The following is a 17,782-nucleotide window of genomic DNA, read 5'->3' as shown; positions in this document are numbered from 1 at the left end:
AGACTGGGGCGAACCCTCGCACGTGGATGGCCGGGTCAAGCCCGGCCATGACGAACAGAGGGTTGGTCGCCGCTCGCCTCACTTCTTCTTTTCGCTGTGATCCGGGCCGTCTTCCGGCTTCAGCAACAGGCGCGCGACCCGGCCGCCCTGCTTCACATGCACATCCAGAATCTCGTCGATATCGGCGAACGTGTCCGCGCGGTACCACACGCCCTCGGGATAGATCACGATGGTCGGCCCGAGTTCGCAGCGTTCCAGGCAGCCGGCATTGTTGACCCGCACGCCATCTTCCAGCCCCATGCCGAGTTCCTTGGCGCGGGTTTTCATGTAGTTGCGCAGCTTCTCGGCGCCCTTGCGCGCGCAGGAGCCGCGCGGATGGTTTTCCGGCCGCTCGTTGGTGCAGACGAAGATATGGGCGCGGTAGAAATCGGCCGGGTCGCCGGCCTTGGCCGGGGGGCGCACCTGATAACGGATCGCCATGATCTACTTCTTCGTGCCGCCGCCGCCCGCCGCCCCGCCGGGAAACTGGCTGAAAAAGAATTTCTGAATCTGCTCCAGGTTGTTCATTCCCATCGGCCCCCAGGTCTTCAGCAGCGCCTCCGGCTCCATGGATTTGAGCGAACTCAGCATGCTCTCCTGCATCTGGGCCATCACGGCCTCCTGCAGGGGTTGCACATCCGGCAGGCCGAGGAAGGTGCGGGCCTCCTCCGGCGTGCAATCGACATTGACAGTGACCTTCATCGCTGCACCATACTGCTTTGAGGGAAATGCCCGAATTGAGAAGCAGGACAAATACCTAGCATGACCGGAGGCGCGTTGTCAGGGACCAAGAACGAGAAGGGGCGCAACAATACGGACCGGAATAATCTGGACCGGGCCGCCTCGCCCTATCTGCAGCAGCATCGCGACAATCCGGTGCACTGGCAGGTCTGGGGCCCCGAGGCGCTGGCCGCCGCCCAGGACGCCAACAAGCCGATCCTGCTCAGCATCGGCTATGCCGCCTGCCACTGGTGCCATGTCATGGCCCATGAAAGCTTCGAAAACCCCGAGATCGCCGCGGTGATGAACGAGCTGTTCGTCAACATCAAGGTCGACCGCGAGGAACGGCCGGATATCGACACCATCTACATGAATGCCCTGCAGGTGCTGGGCGAACAGGGCGGCTGGCCGCTCACCATGTTCCTGACGCCGAAGGGCGAGCCCTTCTGGGGCGGCACGTATTTTCCGCCCGAGAGCCGCTACGGCCGGCCCGGCTTCCGCGAGGTGCTGGAGAAAATCTCCGAGGCCTGGCACCAGAAACCCGATGCCATCGCGCAGAATACCAGGATGCTGGTCGGCGCGCTGCGCAACCTGTCCAAACCGCAGAGCCGCGACCGCCTGCCCTTGAGCAACGAAGTGCTCGACCAGGTGGCGGCGCAGGTGCTCGGTCATGTCGATCCCGACCGGGGCGGCATCGGCACGGCGCCGAAATTCCCGCAGACCGGCCTGTTCGACCTGCTGTGGCGCGCTTACCTGCGCACCGGCATCCCGGATTACTCGCTGGCGGTGGTCACCACGATCATGCGCATGGCGCAGGGCGGCATCTACGATCATCTCGGCGGCGGCTTCGCGCGCTATTCCACCGATGCCGAATGGCTGGCGCCGCATTTCGAGAAGATGCTCTACGACAACGCCCAGCTGCTGTCGCATATGGCGCTGGTCGAGGCCGAGACGCATGACGCCGTGCTGCGCCAGCGCATCATGGAAACCGTCGGCTGGCTGCTGCGCGAAATGCTGGCCCAGGACAGCAGTGGGGCGGGCGGGGCTTTCGCCGCCACGCAGGATGCCGATTCCGAAGGCGAGGAAGGCCGCTTCTACGTCTGGGACAAGGCCGAGGTCGCCGAGATTCTCGGGCCCTATACCGGCGAATTCTGCGCCGCCTATGACGTCACCGAGGACGGCAACTGGGAGCACAGCAACATCCTGCGCCGCTCGCTGGCGCCCGACCTGAAAGACGAGGCCGGCGAGAAGCGGCTGAAGATCGCGCGCGAGAAACTCTTCACGGCGCGCGAGAAGCGCATCAAGCCGGGCTGGGACGACAAGGTGCTGGCCGACTGGAACGGGCTGATGATCGCCAGCCTCGCCGACCTGTCGCAGCAGTATGCCCAGCCGGCCTGGCTGGCGGCTGCCGAACGCGCCTACAGTTTCATCGTCGGTACCCTGCAGCAAGGCGAGGATCGGCTGGGCCACAGCTGGCGCAACGACATCCTGGTCTTCCCCGGCCTGCTGGATGACTACGCCAACATGTCGGCCGCCGCGCTGGCGCTGTTCGAGGCCACCGGCAATCCCGCCTATCTGGAGCAGGCGAAACGCTGGCTCGAAACCGTGGAGAGCGATTACGCCGACCCGGTGAACGGCGGCTATTTCTTCACGTCAAAAGACGCCGAGGATCTGGTCACCCGCACGCGCCACGCGGCCGACAACGCCACGCCGGCCGGCAACGGCATGCTGGTCGGCGTGTTCGCGCGGCTGTGGTATCTCACCGGCGAGCTGGTCTGGCGCGAGCGCGCACAGAACCTGATCGATGCCTTCTCGCCCGAGATCGGCCGCAACTTCTTCCCGATGGGCAGTTTCCTCAACGGCGTCGACCTGTTCCTGAATGCCGTGCAGGTGGCGATCATCGGCCGCCGCGGCGAGGCCGCCACCGATGCGCTGGTGGCCGCGGCCTACACTGTCTCGATCCCCAACCGCGTGGTGCTGGTGACATCGCCCGATGCGACGCTGCCCGACACCCACCCGGCCATCGGCAAGACGCAGATCGACGGCAAGCCGACGGCCTATGTCTGCCTCGGGCCCACCTGCGGCCTGCCGGTGACCACCCCGGCCGAACTGGCCGCCTCGCTCAAGGCGACCAGAGCAGTATAAGCCCGGGCGGTGTGAGGCATCGTCAGCTGCGGATCAGGCGCCGGATGAACTGGGCGTAATCATTGGCATTCACCTGCCTGACGATGTTCTCCAGGCTAGCGACGTTTTTTCCGGCCGTCAGCAGTGCCATATCGGTCAGCAGCGCTGGCACCGGCGCCATCTGGTAGTCGATCACGTCGCTGGCACCCGCCCAGCCGAAATGCTGCATGACCAGCAGATCGGTGCCCGCATACTGCCAGAGCAGCGCCGCATCGATCCGGCGCACGACCAGATCGAAGGGCAGTCCCGTCCGCGCAGCGACAAGGATCGGATCAGCGGCAGCCAGCCCGGCAATTGTGGTGATGCCTTCGGCCGCCATGATTTCGGCCGTGCGGGTATCGATGCCCGGCAGCTTGATCAGAATGTCCTTGTTCTCGTCCGCCGCCGATGCCGGCATATTCAGGGCGCGATTGACCAGGCTGGCAGAAATCGAGCTGATGCGATCATAAGAGAACAGGTTGATCAGGAAGGCGATGGCAGTGCCGAAGGACGCATCGGTGGTGAATTTGGCGATGGCGTAACCCAGCGGCACCGCGATCAGCATGCGCAGGGCATACCAGTAGAGATGCGAAACGTTCAGCGTGCCCTGGTAATTGCGGGTGATCGCATCGCCGACGATCCAGGTGTAGGCACCGGCGATGGCGGCAATGCTGATCTTGTCGGCGCGCAAGCCGAGGACGTGCATGGCCTCAGCCCCGGATGTCTTGTAGCCGTTCCTGACCAGGATCAGCCCGCTCTCGATGGCGCCGAACAGGATCGGCGCACTGATCAGCACCAGCAGCACCAGCGCATAGTAGAAGCGCTTGGCGCCGAAACATTCATCCAGGATAAGCGTGAACTTCTCTTTCACTGCTTCGCTCTCAGCCTTGCCCGGATCGGTACCCGGCTGCCAGTTCTGCAGCATACTGCACAGGTCACCGGAGGACCGGAACTGCTGCAGGTATTCGGCGATGGTCTTGGCCTTGTAGTAGCTCTCGACCGATTCGCGCCGCGCCGGCTGCGTCACCGCAACATACCGGGTGATCGGCGCCAACAGTAAAGCAAGCGCCAGGCCCACACCGGTTGTGGCGACCAAGGTAATGGCGGACTTAATATCAAGAGTATCCCGGAACAGCTTCAAGAACAGAAATTCCAGCACCCATATGCCGCCAACGAACACCACCAGTCCGACAATGACAACAAGCGCAATGCTGGCGCACCTGCGTATTTCGCTGCTTAGCTTTTGCATTGCTGCCCAGCGCAGGATCGCTGCACTGCCCCCGCTTTCCCCGGGGCAATGCCATCACATTTTCAGCATGTCGTCTTTGTGAATCGCATCGAACGATCCGGCCCGATGCGATTTACATGCTCTTGTACTCCACGCCATATACTCCTGTATGTCGCGGCGGCATTTATACCGCCGCCGCCAGCGGCTGCTGGCCCTTGCGGCCGCGGATCAGCAGCGACAGCCCGGCGGCGATCACGCCGGTGACGCCGGCGATCACGAAAGCCTCGAAGTAATTGCCCTGCTGCACGCGCATCCAGCCGGCGAAGAAGGCGGCCGATGCGGCGCCGAGCTGATGGCCGGCAGCGATCCAGCCGAACACCACCGGGCCATCGCGCTCGCCGAAGGCCTCGGTGGCGAGCCGCACGGTCGGCGGCACGGTGGCGATCCAGTCCAGCCCGTAAAAGACGGCGAAGACCGACAGGCTGACCAGCGAGAAATCGGTATAGGGCAGGTAGACCAGCGACAGGCCGCGCAGGCCGTAATACATGAACAGCAGCTTGCGCGGATCGTAGCGGTCGGTGAGCCAGCCCGAGGCGGTGGTGCCGAACAGGTCGAAAAAGCCCATCAGCGCCAGCACGCCGGCCGCCGTGGTCACCGCGATGCCCATGTCGCCGCAGAACGACAGCATATGCGTGCCGACCAGGCCGTTGGTGGTGAAGCCGCAGATCCAGAAGGTGGCGAACAGGAACCAGAAGTCGGGCTTCCTCGAGGCGCGGCCGAGCGCGCTGACGGCAAACACCAGCGGGTTCTGCGCCGGCGGTGCCGGCGGTGCCATCTCGGTGGCGCCATAGGGCATCAGCCCCATATCGGCGGGGCGTTCCGGCAGCAGCCAGAAGACCAGCGGGATCAACGCGGCGCAGGCGATCGCCACGGTCCAGGCCACCGTGGCCCAGCCGCCGGCCTCGGCAATCGCCGACAGCAGCGGGATGAAGATCAGCGTGCCGGTGGCGGTGCTGGCGGTGAGCAGACCCATGACCAGGCCGCGGTTGCGGACGAACCAGCGGTTGGTGACCGTGGCGCCCATCACCAGCGCCACGGCGCCCGAGCCCAGGCCGGACATCACGCCCCAGCTGGCGATCAGGTGCCAGGAGTCGGTCATCAGGGTGGACAGCGCGGTGGAGCCCGCCATCAGCGCCAGCGCGGTCAGCAGCGTGCGGCGGATGCCGAAACTCTGCATCAATGCTGCGGCAAAGGGTCCGACCAGGCCGTAGAGGAAGATGCCGATGGCGGCGGCCAGCGAGGTGGTGTCGCGGCTCCAGCCGAACGACTTTTCCCATGGCACCAGCAGCACGCTGGGCGTGGAGCGCAGGCCGGCGGCGACCAGCAGGCAGAGGAAAATGACGCCGACGACGACGAACGCATATTTCTGGCCCAAGATCTTTTTGCCTGGGAAGGCGGGGCGTGCTAAGCTCATGTGACTTACCGGTACGTGTTATGGTGCGCTTATATGCGTACCGGTCGGTAACATTGTCAAGGACCAATCTCCATGACGCGCAAAATCGTGAGCGGAGACCCGGCCGCCGAGACGCCTGAAACGGCTGCCCCGCCGCAGACCCATCCGCCGCGCGCCGCCGACAAGATCCGGCGCAGCGCGCGCGAGCTGTTCTATCGCGAGGGCATCCGCGCGGTCGGGGTGGACGAGATCGTCACCCGGGCCGGCGTCACCAAGCCGAGCCTGTATCGCAGCTTCCCGTCCAAGGACGAACTGGCGGCGGCCTATCTGCGCGACTACGACGCCGAATTCTGGCAGCGCTTCGAGGCCAGGCTGGAGACGGCCGGCCAGGACAATCCGCGCGAGGGCCTGCTCAGCTACCTGCGCGATCTCGGCGAACGCGCCGGCGGGCCGAACTATCGCGGCTGCGGCCTGTCGAACACCGCCGTGGAATATCCCGACGACCACCATCCGGCCCGCAAGGTGTCGGAGCAGCATAAGCAGGCGCTGCGGCTGCGGCTGGCCGAGCTCGCCGCCGATATGGGTGCTGACGATCCGAAACAGCTCGGCGACGGGCTGATGCTGCTGATCGAGGGCGCCTTCGTCACCGGCCAGATTTTCCATGCCGGCGGCGGGCCGGCCCGCATGCTGGTCGCGGCGGCCGAGCGGCTGATCGACAGCCATCTCGGAAAATAACGCGCGTTACATCAGGTCCGGGCGTTCGACCGGCGTGATGTCGTCGCGCCTGATCGCGATTTTCTCGTTGTCGCTGCGCACCACCAGATATTCCACCGGTGCATCGCTTTCCAGGCTGCGTTCCTGATGCGGCACAAAGGGCGCGAAATAGACCGCATCGCCCGGGCCGATCTCGGCGGCATATTCCAGCCGCTCGCCCCAGCGGATTTCGCTGCGGCCCGCCACGACATAGATCGTCACCTCGTGGCGGCCGTGATGATGCGGTCCGGTATTGGACTGCGGCGACACGCTGACGCTGCCGATCCAGGTTCGGGTGCCGCCAGTCCCCGTCCGGGCATCAGGGCCGGCGAAATCGAAAACGGTGGCCCGCCCGCCGCCGGCCGCTCTGCCGGCAGTCACCGCCGCCGCGCGCCGCACGATGACCCCTGAGCGCCAATCCTTCGCCTCATTCATGTGTCATGCCTCCCTGCGGCAGGATAGAACGGCGGCGTGCGGTGCCGAAACGGCGCCGCAGGGCCAGGCCTGCCAGATTCTGTCAGCAGTCACGGGCACGTCATCGCCAGACACTGGATCGCGCGGCAAAAGTGCCCAATCTGTTGTGACGTGGCAATACGGGAACCGACCGGGTCAAACCGGGAGCAAACCGGAACCGCAGGGTCGGAACCACGGGACCGGGGAAGCGTTTTATCAGGCCGCCGGCATCGTGACTTTCAGTCATGATGGCATACCTCGTTGTCCAGCCTCGTTGCCGGGGGCGTTTGTCAGGTCGCGTGCAGGGGAGAGCCCAGAGATGAGCGGCAGCGTCGCATTTGAAGAAACCACCTTCGGTATCGCGACAGACTCCGGAACCACGGATGCCGCCGCCGCGATTTACGATACCGCCGACGATACGACCGTAAAAAGCGTGTTCTCTACGGCGCAGAGCCAGGCCGCGCGCGACGCGCTGCTGGATGGCTATCGCACCGTGCGCGCGCTGACCGAGCGGCTGGCCGAACCGCTGACGCCTGAAGACCAGAATCTGCAGTCGATGGACGACGCCAGTCCGGCGAAGTGGCATCGCGCCCATACCACCTGGTTCTTCGAGACGTTTCTGCTGCAGCCGCACCAGCCCGGCTACTGCGTCTTCGACGAGCATTACAACTACCTGTTCAATTCCTATTACGAGGCCGTCGGCGAGCGCCATCCGCGCCCCGAACGCGGCATCCTGAGCCGCCCGACCGCCGATACCGTCACGCAGTATCGTCGCTATGTCGATGCGGCGATGGCCGAGCTGATCGCCCGCATCGACAATGCCGAACTCACCGCGATTGCACCGCTGCTGGCGCTTGGCCTGGCACATGAACAGCAGCACCAGGAACTGCTGCTCACTGATATCAAGCATGCCTTCTGGCGCAATCCGGTGTCGCTCGCCTACCAGCCGCCGCAGGCCTTCACGCGCGAGCCGGCGGCGCCGCTCGATTTCATCTCCTTTGCCGGCGGCATCGTCGAGATCGGCCATGACGGCCACGGCTTCGCCTTCGACAACGAGGGGCCGCGCCATCGCGTGCTGCTCAATCCCTATCGCATCGCCACGCGGCCGATCAGCTGCGGCGAATACCTGATGTTCATGGAAGACGGCGGCTACAGCCAGGCCGAGCTCTGGCTGTCGGATGGCTGGGCCACGGTGCAGCGCGAGGGCTGGCAGGCGCCGCTCTACTGGTCGCAGGATACAAGACGTGACGGCGGCTGGCAGATCTTCACGCTGAACGGCAAACGCGCCATCGATCCGGCCGAACCGGTCTGCCATGTCTCTTTCTACGAGGCGGCGGCTTTCGCCACCTGGGCCGGCAAGCGCCTGCCCACCGAGGCCGAATGGGAGCATGCGGCCAATTCCGGCCGCTGCGAATTCCGCGGCAGCTTCCTCGACCGCGCGCATCCGCATCCGCGCGCCTCGGTCACGCCGGCCGGTCGCCTGCAGATGTTCGGCGAGGTCTGGGAATGGACCCGCTCAGGCTACGAACCCTATCCGGGCTTCAAGCCCGCCGCCGGCGCGGTGGGCGAATACAACGGCAAATTCATGGTCAGCCAGATCGTGCTGCGCGGCGGCTCCTGCGTCACGCCACCGGGCCATGTGCGCGCCAGCTATCGCAATTTCTTTCCGCCGGCCGCGCGCTGGCAATTTTCCGGCATCCGTCTCGCGGAGGACGCATGAATAACCTTGCCATTCTCGAGCGCCAGCAGCGCCCGCTTCACCGTCCGACCCCCTTCGGCCAGGACGTGCATCACGGCCTGAGCCAGAATGCCAAGGCGATTCCGGCCAAGTATTTCTATGACCGGCGCGGCTCGGAACTGTTCGAGCAGATCTGTCGCCTGCCGGAATATTACCCGACCCGCACGGAACGGAAAATCCTGCGCGACAACGCCGCCGAGATCGCCGCCATCATCGGCTCCGATGCCGAGGTGGTGGAATTCGGCGCCGGCGCCGCCGAAAAGGTGCGGCTGCTGCTCGATGCGCTGCCGCGTCCGGCCGGCTATCTGCCGATCGATATTTCCGGGCCGCATCTCTCGGCGGCCGTGGCGCCGCTGGCCCAGGCCTATCCCGGCGTGACGGTGCGCGTGGTGGCCGGCGATTTCACCCAGGCGCTGGCGCTGCCGGCCCCGCTGCCGCAGGCGCGCTGCCGTGTCGGCTTCTTCCCCGGTTCCACCATCGGCAATTTCACGCCCGAAGAAGCGCTCGGTTTCCTGCGCAATGCCGCGTCCGTGCTGCGCACCGGCGGTTCAAGCGGTGCCGGTCTGCTGATCGGTGTCGACATGGTGAAAGATCCCGCCGTGCTGCATGCCGCCTATAACGACAGCGCCGGCGTCACCGCCGCTTTCAATCTCAACCTGCTGCAGCGGATCAATCGCGAACTGAACGGCGATTTCGATCTCGATGCCTTCAATCATTACGCCTTCTACCAGCCGGCCGCCCATCGCATCGAGATGCATCTGGTCAGCCGGCGCGCGCAAAGCGTTTCGATCTGCGACCGGCGCTATGCTTTTGCCGCCGGCGAGTCGATCCATACCGAGAATTCCTACAAATACACGCCTGCCGGCTTCCGCGCGCTGGCGGAAAAGGCCGGCTTCCGCCCCGCCGCGATGTGGACCGACGAGGCCAGCCTGTTCAGCCTGCACTGGCTGACGCTGCCCGACGCCTGATCACTGCTGCAGGCTGAGGAATCGGCGAAAGCGCAGCAGGCTGACCGCGAAGGCCGCGGCGCCCATCGCGAAGACGGTGAGGAATTCCGGCCAGACGGTTTCCAGTCCGGCACCGCGCGACAGGATCGCCTGTGTCACCGCCACGTAATGCTTGGTCGGCAGCAGCTGCACGGCGGTCTGCAGCCAGCCCGGCATCGCCTCCAGCGGCGTCAGCGCGCCGGACAGCATGTACATCGGCATCTGTACCAGAATGAACAGCAGGGCGAATTGCGCCATCGAACCGGCGAAGGTGGCGAGCACGATGCCCAGTGCGGCGGCAAAGAACAGGTAGATCGCCGTCGCGGCAAAGAACAGCGACAGCGAGCCGGCGATCTGCATGCCAAGCACGGCTTCCAGGACGACATACAGCGAGATCAGCGACAGACACAGGATCACGCCGCCATTGGCGATGATCTTGGCCAGCATGATCTCGCTGGCCCGCACCGGCATGACCAGCAGATGTTCCAGTGTGCCATGCTCGCGTTCGCGCATCACCGCCGCCCCGGTCAGCAGGATGGCCAGCATGTTGATCACCTGCAGCAGCGCCATGGCACCGGTGAACCAGGTCGACTCCAGTGTCTGGTTGAAGGCAATGCGTAGTCTGAGCTCGACACTGTCCGGCGTCGCCGCGGCATCGCGGCGCAGGAAACGGCCGATCTCGTCGCTGACGATGGACTGGATGTAATTGGCACCGATGCCGGCCTGCATGACAGCAGTGGCATCGATCAGCAGCTGCACGTCCGGATGCCGGCCAGCCAGCACATCGGCCTGGAAATCCGGCGGGATATTCAGCACAAAGGTGTAGCGCGCCTGGTCCATGGCATGATCCACCGCATCGGGCGACACCATCGCCGGTTTCTGGAACCGCGGCGGCAGAAAGCCATCGATGATGCGCTGCGACAAGGCCGAGCGGTCCTCGTCCACGACGCCGAGCGAGGCGCGGACCAGATCATGCGAGGTCCCGGTGGCCTGGGCATAGACCATCAGGCTGAAGGCATAGAGCATGAAAACGAACAGCACCCGGTCACGCAGCAGGCTGGTCAGTTCCTTGCCGCAAAGCCGCAGAACATTGCGCAGGGACGGCATGCTCAGGCCTCCTGTTTGCGCAGGAACAGCCAGGCCAGCGCCAGAAAGGCCGGCCAGAAGGCTGCGGTGGTCAGGATGAAGGGCATCAGGTCGGCCAATGACAGCCCCTTGGTAAAGGCGCCTACACTGGTGCGCAGGAAATAGGTGGCGGGGAAGAATGCACCGATCAGCCGTGCCCCGCCCTGCAGGGTAGAGACCGGCTGCATAAGGCCGGAGAAGTGCACGGTCGGCATGATGGTCAATACCGCGGTACCGAACAGGGCAGCGACCTGGCTGCGGGTGAAGCAGGAGGTCAGCAGGCCAATGCCGGTACTGGCCAGGACATAGAACAGGCCGCCAAGCAACAGGCCGATCAGGCTGCCCTTCAGCGGCACGCCAAACACGAAGACCGTCATAACGATCAGCAACAGCACATTGACATAGGCCAGCGCCACATAGGGCATCTGCTTGCCGAGCAGGAATTCCAGCTTGCGTACCGGTGTGACATAAAGATTGGTGATCGAACCGCGTTCACGCTCGGAGACAACGCCGAGTGCCGTGAGGATGGCCGGGATCAGCATCAGCATCATGGCAAACAGCGCCGGCACCATGGCGTCGATACTGCGGAAGGCCTGATTGTAGCGATACCGCATGACCAGGTTGGCAGAAGCGATAACCTCCCGACCCTGCTGGCGCACCACTTCGGCGAGAAAACTGCTATGGGCACCCCTGACATAGCCCTCGATGGTCTCGGCCCGGAACGGCATGCCGCCATCGATCCAGACGGAAACCTCGGTGTTGCGGCCGCGACGCAGATCGGCGCCGAAACCGGGTGGAATCTCGATGGCAAGAGCCACCCGGTTGCCGCGCAGCTGCTGCAGCAAGGCAGCACCATCCACCACATCGGCCTCGCGTTTGAAATACGACGAGCCGGCATAGGCTTCGATATAGGCGCGGCTTTCCGGCGTGCCGTCACCATCCAGTGCGGTGAAACTGATATTGTCGACATCGAAGGTGATGCCGTAGCCAAAGATCAGCATCAGCATGACCGTTCCGAACAGGGCGAAAGCCAGCCGGATCGGATCGCGCAGCAATTCGATGCTTTCGCGCCAGGCATAGGCGCGGAAGCGGCGACCGGAAAACAGGCCGCGCGGCACACCGATAGAGCCCTGGGAGACCGGCGCGACGGTTGTCGCAACCGCCATCGCCGGTGCCGGCTCGGTGCTGCGACCGCCCAGTTCCATATAGGCGATAAAGGCTTCTTCCAGCGTCGCCGCACCCTGCGCCGCCTGCAGCTCGGCGGGAGTGCCGGTGGCGATCACGCGCCCTGCATGCATGAAGGCGACGCGGTCGCAGCGCGTCGCCTCGGCCATGTAATGCGTGGAAATAAAAATGGTGACGCCCTGCGCGCGCGCCAGCCGCACCAGCTCGCGCCAGAAGGCCTCGCGCGCCACCGGATCGACGCCCGAGGTCGGTTCGTCCAGAATCAGGATTTCCGGCTCGTGGATGATCGCCACCGCCAGCGACAGGCGCTGCCGCACCCCCATCGGCAGGGTGTCGGCCACGGCATCCAGATAGGGTTTGAGATCGAAATGCTGCACCATCGCCTTGCTGCGGGTGACGGCATCGGCTTCGCTCAGGCCGTAGAGCGCGGCATGCAGCACCAGATTCTGCCGCACCGTCAGCTCGCCATAGAGCGAGAAACTCTGCGCCATGTAGCCGATGCGGCGGCGGATGGCGAAATCGCCGGCTGAAACCGGCTGCCCGAACAGGAAACCTTCACCTTCGGATGCCGGCAGCAGGCCGGTCAGCATTTTCATCGTCGTGGTCTTGCCGCAGCCATTGGAGCCGAGGAAGCCGAAAATCTCGCCGCGCCGGATCGCCAGATCGACATGATCGACGGCGGTGAAATCGCCGAACCGCCGGGTCAGCCCGCGCGCCGCGATTACCGGTTCGGCGGTGTCATCGAGATACGGCGATGGCGCCGGCGGTTCGCCGTCCAGGCCGCCGCGCCGTTCGGGCGGCAGCAGGGCGATGAAAGCCTGCTCCAGCGTCGTCGTGCCGCTCTGCCGCTTCAGGTCGGCCGGGCTGCCGGCGGCCAGGATGCGGCCCTGATCCAGCATCACGACCTGGCCGAAGCGTTCGGCTTCGTCCATCGTCGAGGTCGCCACCAGCAGGGCAAGCTGCGGCCGGCTCTGCCGGATCGAGTCGACCAGGTCCCAGAACTGGCGGCGCGACAGCGGATCGACGCCGGTGGTCGGCTCATCCAGGATCAGCAGGTCGGGATCGTGCACCAGCGCGCAGCACAGTCCGAGTTTCTGCTTCATGCCGCCGGACAGTTTCTGCATCGGCCGGTCGGCGAAAGGCATCAGGCCGGTGGCCTCCAGCAGCGCCGGAATGCGCCGCGCCTCCTCGGCCCGGTCATGGCCGAACAGCCGGGCGAAGAAAGCGATATTCTCGCGCACCGTGAGGCTGGCATAGAGATTGCGGCCAAGGCCCTGCGGCATATAGGCGATGCGCGGTTGCACGGATTCGCGGGCACGGCGATCGGCGAACGCCGCCCCCAGTGCGGCGATGCCGCCCTGCTGCAGCGTCTTGGCACCGGCGGCCAGTGCCAGCAGGGTGGATTTGCCGACGCCATCGGGGCCGACCAGCGCCAGGGCGGCACCCGGCGCCAGCGCGAGGCTTACATCCTCCAGCGCAACGGTCTTGCCGTAACGATGGCTGACATGATCGATCCGCAGCCCGCCATACAACGCCCCAGCCGCCGCTTCGGCATTCATTGGGCCGGCTGTCGGATCAGGTCCGACTCCAGCCAGTCAGGCCAGACCGCCTGCGGGTCGAGGCGGACATAGGCCATGCCGGTCAGACCGGTTTTCACCTGTTCGAGATGCTGCTGCACCAGGGCCGGCGGCACGCGCGCCTTGACGCGGAACATCATGCGTTCGCGTTCGCTGCGCGTCTCCACCTGCTTCGGCGTGAACTGCGCCTGGGCCGAAACGAAGGAGACCTGTGCCGGCACCGCCCGGGCCGGTGCGGCATCCAGCAGCAGCCGCGCCTCGGCGCCGAGCGCGACCCGGCCGGCCGCAGAGGCCGGCAGGAAGAAGGTCATGTAGACATCGGAGAGATCGAGCAGTGTCGCCACCTTGCCGCCGGCACCGAGCACTTCGCCGGTCTCGGCCAGGCGAAACAGGATGCGGCCGGCTTTCGGGGCGGTCAGCGTGCCGTCCTGCAGCAGATCGCGGATGCGCTCGGCCTCGGCCTGGGCCACCTGGATCGCCGCATCGGCGCTGCCGCGCCGGCTCTCGGCCGCGGCCAGTACCGCCTCTGCGGTTCGCCGGATATTGCGCTGCTGGTCGACCTTCTGCTCGGAGACGAAGTTCTTGCCCGAGAGAACAAGGGTCCGCTGCAGCTCCTTGTCGGCCAGGCTGAGTTCGCTCTGGCGCTGACGGATTTCCGCCAGCACCTGGTTGCGCTGCTGCTGGGCCTGCACGACCTGCGCTTCGGCCGAGCGAAGCTGGGCCGCGAGATCGCGCGTATCGAGCAGCGCCACAATCTGCCCGGCCCGCACCAGGTCGCCCTCATCGACGCGGATTTCCAGGATACGTGCGGCATATTTGGTGGCGATATCGATCTCGTTGGCCTCGATGCGGCCGTTGCCGGCGGCAAAGCCGGGCGGCAAAACCGCACGGTTGCGCTGCAGATACCACCAGGTGCCGGCGGCCATTGCCGCGATCACAAGAATGGCCAGACTCACTCGACGCATCGCCCGTCCTCATCGCAGGCCGGCATCCCGCCAGCCGTGCCGCAGCATGGTGCGGTGCACTGAAACCGGCATTGCGATAAATCAAGCGGTCCGGCCGGCACATCGTGTAATGATGTAACCGGAAAGTAATGGGGCGCGCGTGGTTCGCGCCTGTAGGGTCCGCGCCTGCCCATGATCCAGCCTCCATCATACTCTGCCATCTTTCCCGCCGCCTCCGGCGAGCATTGGCATATCGTCCGCGCCGCCGAAAGCGGCGAGGACTGGCATCCGCAGGCACGGCAACTTCTGTTCCACTGGATGCGGGCCTGCGGCAGCGACGGCCAGTTGCCGGGCCGCACCACCATCAATCACCCCGGGCTCGACAATCTGCTGCCTTCGCTGTGGATGCTGGATGTCGAGCGGACTCCCTGGCGCTTCCGCTACCGGATGGCCGGTGCCGAATTCACCGCCGCGATCGGCCGCGAGGTCGGCACCGGCTGGTATGACGAGCTGCGCCCACTGGCCTGGATCGCCAACCGCAGACGCCTGATCACCACGGCCCGCAACGGCCTGCCGACCTGGAGTCGCGGTCCGCTGCCGTTGGAAGCCGATGTTCCTGCATCTTGCGGTGAATGCGATGTGGAAAATCTGATTCTGCCGCTGGCCTGCGACGGCGTCACGGTCGATTCCCTGCTGGGCATCACCGTGCCGTACAAACCCGATCAGGCCTGGCGCACGGCCGCGCCGCAGGCTGCGCAATAGTTGCCGAGGGGGGCACCGGGTGCTGGCGCCGCAATGCTGAGGCAGCGGTGCGGCGCCGCCCCGGACGCCGCTTTATTCGCAGCGTAATTTCACGTCGGCTGTATCATGCCAGCTGTATCATGCCTGGGCACCGCTGACGGCGCGGCTGCGCGCCTTCAGCCCGCCGATGAAGGCGCGGATTGCCGGCTGCAGGGCGGCGAACAGCGGGTCGTCGCGCCGCTTCAGCATCACTTCGGAAAACAGCTTCAGCCCGATGCCGAGCGAGGCCGCCTCGTCCTCGGCATACTGCCCGCTGGCGCGGATGCGCTCGACGATGGCAATGATCTCGTCGTGATTCACCGTTTCGAATGTCAGTGCCGGCCGGGTTTCAACGCCCTCGCGCGGCGTGCCGACATGCTCGATGGTGACACGGTAACGATGACCCTTCATGACATGTCCTTTCCAGGCAATATCGCCGGCTGCAACGGTGCCCATCGGCGCCCCCGTATTGGAATGGTGCGGTGAATTACTGGCCGCGGATGTCTTTGGCGGCACGCACCAGGATGTCGATGATGCGGCGCTGCTCCTCGGGCGAGGCCTCCTCCTTCTCGTAGAGCGCGGCCTTCAGGTTGTGGCGCGCGGCCCGCATCGAGGAGGACGGATCGTTGTCGCCATGCCGGCCATGACGACCATGGCGCATGTCGTCGTCATCCTCGGCCGCACTGCCGCCACGGAAGAACTGCTTGGCCCGGGCAATGCGTTCGCCGATCTTGGCGAGCTGCGCCATCATGGTGTCGGCATTGACGCGATGCTCTGCCAGATAGTCGCGGCCGGCCTGGGTCAGGCTGTAGAGCTTCTTGGCGCCTTCGGCCGCCACGCTGGTATGGCCGATCTCTTCCAGATAGGTCAGCGCCGGATAGATCACGCCGGGGCTCGGCGCATAAAAGCCGGAGGTGTGTTCCTCCAGCGCCTTGATGATCTCGTAGCCATGGCGCGGCCGGTCTTCCAGCAGGACCAGGATCAGCAGCTGCAGATCGGCGGCCGACACCACGCGGCTGGCGCGGAAGCCGTGGCCGCCCAGGCTGTCGTCGCCGGAGCTGAACAGGGCCGCGGCCAGCCGGCCGCGGAAATGCCGGCGACCGCCGCCCTTGTGCATGCAGCGATGTTCGCGGAAGGCATTGATAATATTGGGATGCATGAGATACTCGCTCATAAGATAACCTCGTTTGACATATCGTAAGATATAGTTTGCGATATCGCAGGTCAAGCAGAATTTTCCACAGCCGTCGCCGGCAGGGATTCTCGCGGTTTTCCAGGACTGATGGCTGGTGCCCGCTGCCGGACTCGAACCGGCACGGCCTTGCGGCCTCGGGATTTTAAGTCCCGTGCGTCTACCAATTCCGCCAAGCGGGCAGGCGCCTTCTCTCTACGCGGCGGGCCGGCGTCGGGTCAATTGCCCCGGCGCGCCGGCGCCGGAGGATTGTCCCGCTGCAATCCCGTGCTGGACGCTGGCGAACTGCAGCCGACAAGATGGACCATGTCCGATCCCGCCAGCATCATCGCCGCCTTCCGCGACCAGGCGAATTACTGCCGCCAGCTTGGGTCGCCCTTCACCGGCACCCTGCTCGATCTTGCGGCCGAACGGCTGGCGGACCGCGCGACCTGGACGGCGCCGGTCCTCGCCTGGCCCGGCGATGCCAAGGCCGATGCCCGGGAAGGTGCCTTGGCGTTGCGCGTGGCCGGCGCGCTGCATCGCGCCGTGCTGGATGGCGATGACGCGCTGGCCGCCGCTTATGCGGCGCGGCAGATCGATGCGCCCGCGCTCGATGCCGCGCTGCTGCGGCATGGCGCGCTGCTGACGCAGTATCTGCAAAGCCCGCCGCAGACCAACGATCCGCAGCGCTCCGCCGTGCTGCTCGGCGGCTTCCTCAGCATTGCGCAGCACTGTCCCGGCCTGGCGCTGCAGACCTGCGAGATCGGCGCCAGTGCCGGGCTCAACCTGTCTTGGGATGCTTACGCCTACGATTATGGCAGCTGGCAGCATGGCGATACGGCAACCGCGCCGCTCATGCTGCACAGCCGCTGGGGCGGCAATCGGCCTGCGGACAGCAGACCGCAGGTGATCGCGCGCGCCGGCTGCGATGTGGCGCCGCTCGATGCGGCCAAAGCCGCCGACCGCCAGCGGCTGCTGTCGTATATCTGGGCCGATCAGCCCGAACGGCTGCAGCGCGTGCTGCGGGCGCTCGACCATGCCGAAACCGCCGGCATCCGGGTGACGCAGGCCCATGCCGCCGATTTCGTGGCACGGCAGCTGGAAAACCGCCGGCGCGATGCCGTCTTCGTGCTCTACCATTCCATCGTCTGGCAGTATGTGGCAGCGGCCGAACAGCAGCGCATCGCCGCCCTGATGCAGCAGGCCGGTAAGCAGGTTACCGCCACGGCGCCGCTGGCCTGGCTGCGTTTCGAACCGGGACTGGCGAAAGACGGTGCCGACCTGACCCTGACGCTATGGACAGGCGAGATGCCCGGCGGCGCGACCGAACGGCTCGGCACCGGCGATTATCACGGCCGCTGGATGCGCTGGGAACGGAATTGATTGCGGCTGCACAGATCCGTCAGCAACCGTCCGGAATCAGCCGGCCTCCCCATCGATTTTTGCGCCCCCCGACCCTATCTT

The 17,782-nt window shown here is 65.5% G+C and carries 16 protein-coding genes and 1 tRNA gene; 6 read left to right on the top strand and 11 right to left on the bottom strand.

What is annotated here, in order from left to right:
* Positions 1 to 78 precede the first annotated feature (78 nt).
* The gene (locus tag OJJ21_RS05895) at positions 79 to 480 is read right to left on the bottom strand and encodes a (2Fe-2S) ferredoxin domain-containing protein (protein ID WP_297684102.1); all 402 of its coding nucleotides are present in this window, start codon (positions 478 to 480) and stop codon (positions 79 to 81) included.
* A 3-nt stretch (positions 481 to 483) separates the two neighbouring features.
* Complete coding sequence (locus OJJ21_RS05890; protein WP_297684100.1) at positions 484 to 741, bottom strand: DUF6489 family protein; 258 nt, start codon at positions 739 to 741, stop codon at positions 484 to 486.
* 60 nt (positions 742 to 801) lie between these two features.
* On the opposite strand from OJJ21_RS05890, the gene OJJ21_RS05885 reads away from it, so the two are divergent.
* Complete coding sequence (locus tag OJJ21_RS05885; protein ID WP_297684098.1) at positions 802 to 2,904, top strand: thioredoxin domain-containing protein; 2,103 nt, start codon at positions 802 to 804, stop codon at positions 2,902 to 2,904.
* A 22-nt stretch (positions 2,905 to 2,926) separates the two neighbouring features.
* Here OJJ21_RS05885 and OJJ21_RS05880 read toward each other — a convergent pair whose 3' ends face one another.
* Both OJJ21_RS05880 and OJJ21_RS05875 read right to left on the bottom strand, forming a co-directional pair.
* Positions 2,927 to 4,018 carry a hypothetical protein gene (locus tag OJJ21_RS05880; protein WP_297684096.1) on the bottom strand — a complete coding sequence of 364 codons (1,092 nt, stop codon included), beginning with the start codon at positions 4,016 to 4,018 and terminating at the stop codon, positions 2,927 to 2,929.
* A 316-nt stretch (positions 4,019 to 4,334) separates the two neighbouring features.
* Entirely contained in the window at positions 4,335 to 5,585 is a 1,251-nt protein-coding gene (locus OJJ21_RS05875) for an MFS transporter (protein ID WP_366092473.1), read from the bottom strand.
* A 111-nt stretch (positions 5,586 to 5,696) separates the two neighbouring features.
* Here OJJ21_RS05875 and OJJ21_RS05870 point away from each other — a divergent pair, with 111 nt between their 5' ends.
* Complete coding sequence (locus tag OJJ21_RS05870) at positions 5,697 to 6,338, top strand: TetR/AcrR family transcriptional regulator (RefSeq protein WP_297684092.1); 642 nt, start codon at positions 5,697 to 5,699, stop codon at positions 6,336 to 6,338.
* 6 nt (positions 6,339 to 6,344) lie between these two features.
* Here OJJ21_RS05870 and OJJ21_RS05865 read toward each other — a convergent pair whose 3' ends face one another.
* Complete coding sequence (locus OJJ21_RS05865) at positions 6,345 to 6,791, bottom strand: cupin domain-containing protein (protein ID WP_297684090.1); 447 nt, start codon at positions 6,789 to 6,791, stop codon at positions 6,345 to 6,347.
* Between the two features lie 337 nt (positions 6,792 to 7,128).
* On the opposite strand from OJJ21_RS05865, the gene egtB reads away from it, so the two are divergent.
* Together egtB and egtD are read left to right on the top strand one after the other, a co-directional pair.
* Positions 7,129 to 8,529, top strand: coding sequence for an ergothioneine biosynthesis protein EgtB (egtB, locus tag OJJ21_RS05860; protein WP_297684088.1), 1,401 nt, complete (start codon positions 7,129 to 7,131; stop codon positions 8,527 to 8,529).
* A complete protein-coding gene (egtD, locus tag OJJ21_RS05855; protein ID WP_297684086.1) occupies positions 8,526 to 9,515 on the top strand; it encodes an L-histidine N(alpha)-methyltransferase in 990 nt (329 codons plus the stop codon). The genes egtB and egtD overlap by 4 nt, the downstream gene beginning before the upstream one ends.
* Here the strand turns inward: egtD and OJJ21_RS05850 are convergent, their stop codons facing one another.
* The 3 genes from OJJ21_RS05850 to OJJ21_RS05840 are packed head-to-tail and all read right to left on the bottom strand — an operon-like array spanning position 9,516 to position 14,385.
* A complete protein-coding gene (locus OJJ21_RS05850; protein ID WP_297684084.1) occupies positions 9,516 to 10,640 on the bottom strand; it encodes an ABC transporter permease in 1,125 nt (374 codons plus the stop codon).
* 2 nt (positions 10,641 to 10,642) lie between these two features.
* Positions 10,643 to 13,402 carry a ribosome-associated ATPase/putative transporter RbbA gene (gene rbbA / locus OJJ21_RS05845; RefSeq protein WP_297684082.1) on the bottom strand — a complete coding sequence of 920 codons (2,760 nt, stop codon included), beginning with the start codon at positions 13,400 to 13,402 and terminating at the stop codon, positions 10,643 to 10,645.
* A complete protein-coding gene (locus OJJ21_RS05840; protein ID WP_297684080.1) occupies positions 13,399 to 14,385 on the bottom strand; it encodes an HlyD family efflux transporter periplasmic adaptor subunit in 987 nt (328 codons plus the stop codon). The genes rbbA and OJJ21_RS05840 overlap by 4 nt, the downstream gene beginning before the upstream one ends.
* Positions 14,386 to 14,556: 171 nt before the next feature.
* Here OJJ21_RS05840 and OJJ21_RS05835 point away from each other — a divergent pair, with 171 nt between their 5' ends.
* Entirely contained in the window at positions 14,557 to 15,126 is a 570-nt protein-coding gene (locus OJJ21_RS05835) for a PAS domain-containing protein (protein ID WP_297684078.1), read from the top strand.
* A 117-nt stretch (positions 15,127 to 15,243) separates the two neighbouring features.
* Here OJJ21_RS05835 and OJJ21_RS05830 read toward each other — a convergent pair whose 3' ends face one another.
* The 3 genes from OJJ21_RS05830 to OJJ21_RS05820 form a co-directional block, all read right to left on the bottom strand.
* The gene (locus OJJ21_RS05830) at positions 15,244 to 15,600 is read right to left on the bottom strand and encodes a DUF3861 domain-containing protein (protein WP_297684076.1); all 357 of its coding nucleotides are present in this window, start codon (positions 15,598 to 15,600) and stop codon (positions 15,244 to 15,246) included.
* A gap of 31 nt (positions 15,601 to 15,631) precedes the next feature.
* Positions 15,632 to 16,318, bottom strand: coding sequence for a PadR family transcriptional regulator (locus OJJ21_RS05825; RefSeq protein WP_297684074.1), 687 nt, complete (start codon positions 16,316 to 16,318; stop codon positions 15,632 to 15,634).
* Between the two features lie 113 nt (positions 16,319 to 16,431).
* Positions 16,432 to 16,518 (bottom strand) — tRNA-Leu (locus OJJ21_RS05820).
* A gap of 124 nt (positions 16,519 to 16,642) precedes the next feature.
* On the opposite strand from OJJ21_RS05820, the gene OJJ21_RS05815 reads away from it, so the two are divergent.
* Positions 16,643 to 17,701, top strand: coding sequence for a DUF2332 family protein (locus tag OJJ21_RS05815; protein ID WP_297684072.1), 1,059 nt, complete (start codon positions 16,643 to 16,645; stop codon positions 17,699 to 17,701).
* Positions 17,702 to 17,782: the final 81 nt, after the last annotated feature.

This window comes from Ferrovibrio sp. (assembly GCF_025869515.1).
Lineage (GTDB): Bacteria > Pseudomonadota > Alphaproteobacteria > Ferrovibrionales > Ferrovibrionaceae > Ferrovibrio.
This window is presented reverse-complemented; position numbering and strand designations above follow the sequence as displayed.

Bases quoted from the DNA above. Each gene is read 5' to 3' on its own strand.
- egtD (WP_297684086.1), top strand. From the start codon at position 8,526: ATGAATAACCTTGCCATTCTCGAGCGCCAGCAGCGCCCGCTTCACCGT.
- rbbA (WP_297684082.1), bottom strand. From the start codon at position 13,402: ATGAATGCCGAAGCGGCGGCTGGGGCGTTGTATGGCGGGCTGCGGATC.
- OJJ21_RS05885 (WP_297684098.1), top strand. From the start codon at position 802: ATGACCGGAGGCGCGTTGTCAGGGACCAAGAACGAGAAGGGGCGCAAC.
- OJJ21_RS05870 (WP_297684092.1), top strand. From the start codon at position 5,697: ATGACGCGCAAAATCGTGAGCGGAGACCCGGCCGCCGAGACGCCTGAA.
- OJJ21_RS05895 (WP_297684102.1), bottom strand. From the start codon at position 480: ATGGCGATCCGTTATCAGGTGCGCCCCCCGGCCAAGGCCGGCGACCCG.
- OJJ21_RS05890 (WP_297684100.1), bottom strand. From the start codon at position 741: ATGAAGGTCACTGTCAATGTCGATTGCACGCCGGAGGAGGCCCGCACC.
- OJJ21_RS05850 (WP_297684084.1), bottom strand. From the start codon at position 10,640: ATGCCGTCCCTGCGCAATGTTCTGCGGCTTTGCGGCAAGGAACTGACC.
- OJJ21_RS05825 (WP_297684074.1), bottom strand. From the start codon at position 16,318: ATGAGCGAGTATCTCATGCATCCCAATATTATCAATGCCTTCCGCGAA.
- egtB (WP_297684088.1), top strand. From the start codon at position 7,129: ATGAGCGGCAGCGTCGCATTTGAAGAAACCACCTTCGGTATCGCGACA.
- OJJ21_RS05830 (WP_297684076.1), bottom strand. From the start codon at position 15,600: ATGGGCACCGTTGCAGCCGGCGATATTGCCTGGAAAGGACATGTCATG.
- OJJ21_RS05865 (WP_297684090.1), bottom strand. From the start codon at position 6,791: ATGAATGAGGCGAAGGATTGGCGCTCAGGGGTCATCGTGCGGCGCGCG.
- OJJ21_RS05815 (WP_297684072.1), top strand. From the start codon at position 16,643: ATGTCCGATCCCGCCAGCATCATCGCCGCCTTCCGCGACCAGGCGAAT.
- OJJ21_RS05835 (WP_297684078.1), top strand. From the start codon at position 14,557: ATGATCCAGCCTCCATCATACTCTGCCATCTTTCCCGCCGCCTCCGGC.
- OJJ21_RS05840 (WP_297684080.1), bottom strand. From the start codon at position 14,385: ATGCGTCGAGTGAGTCTGGCCATTCTTGTGATCGCGGCAATGGCCGCC.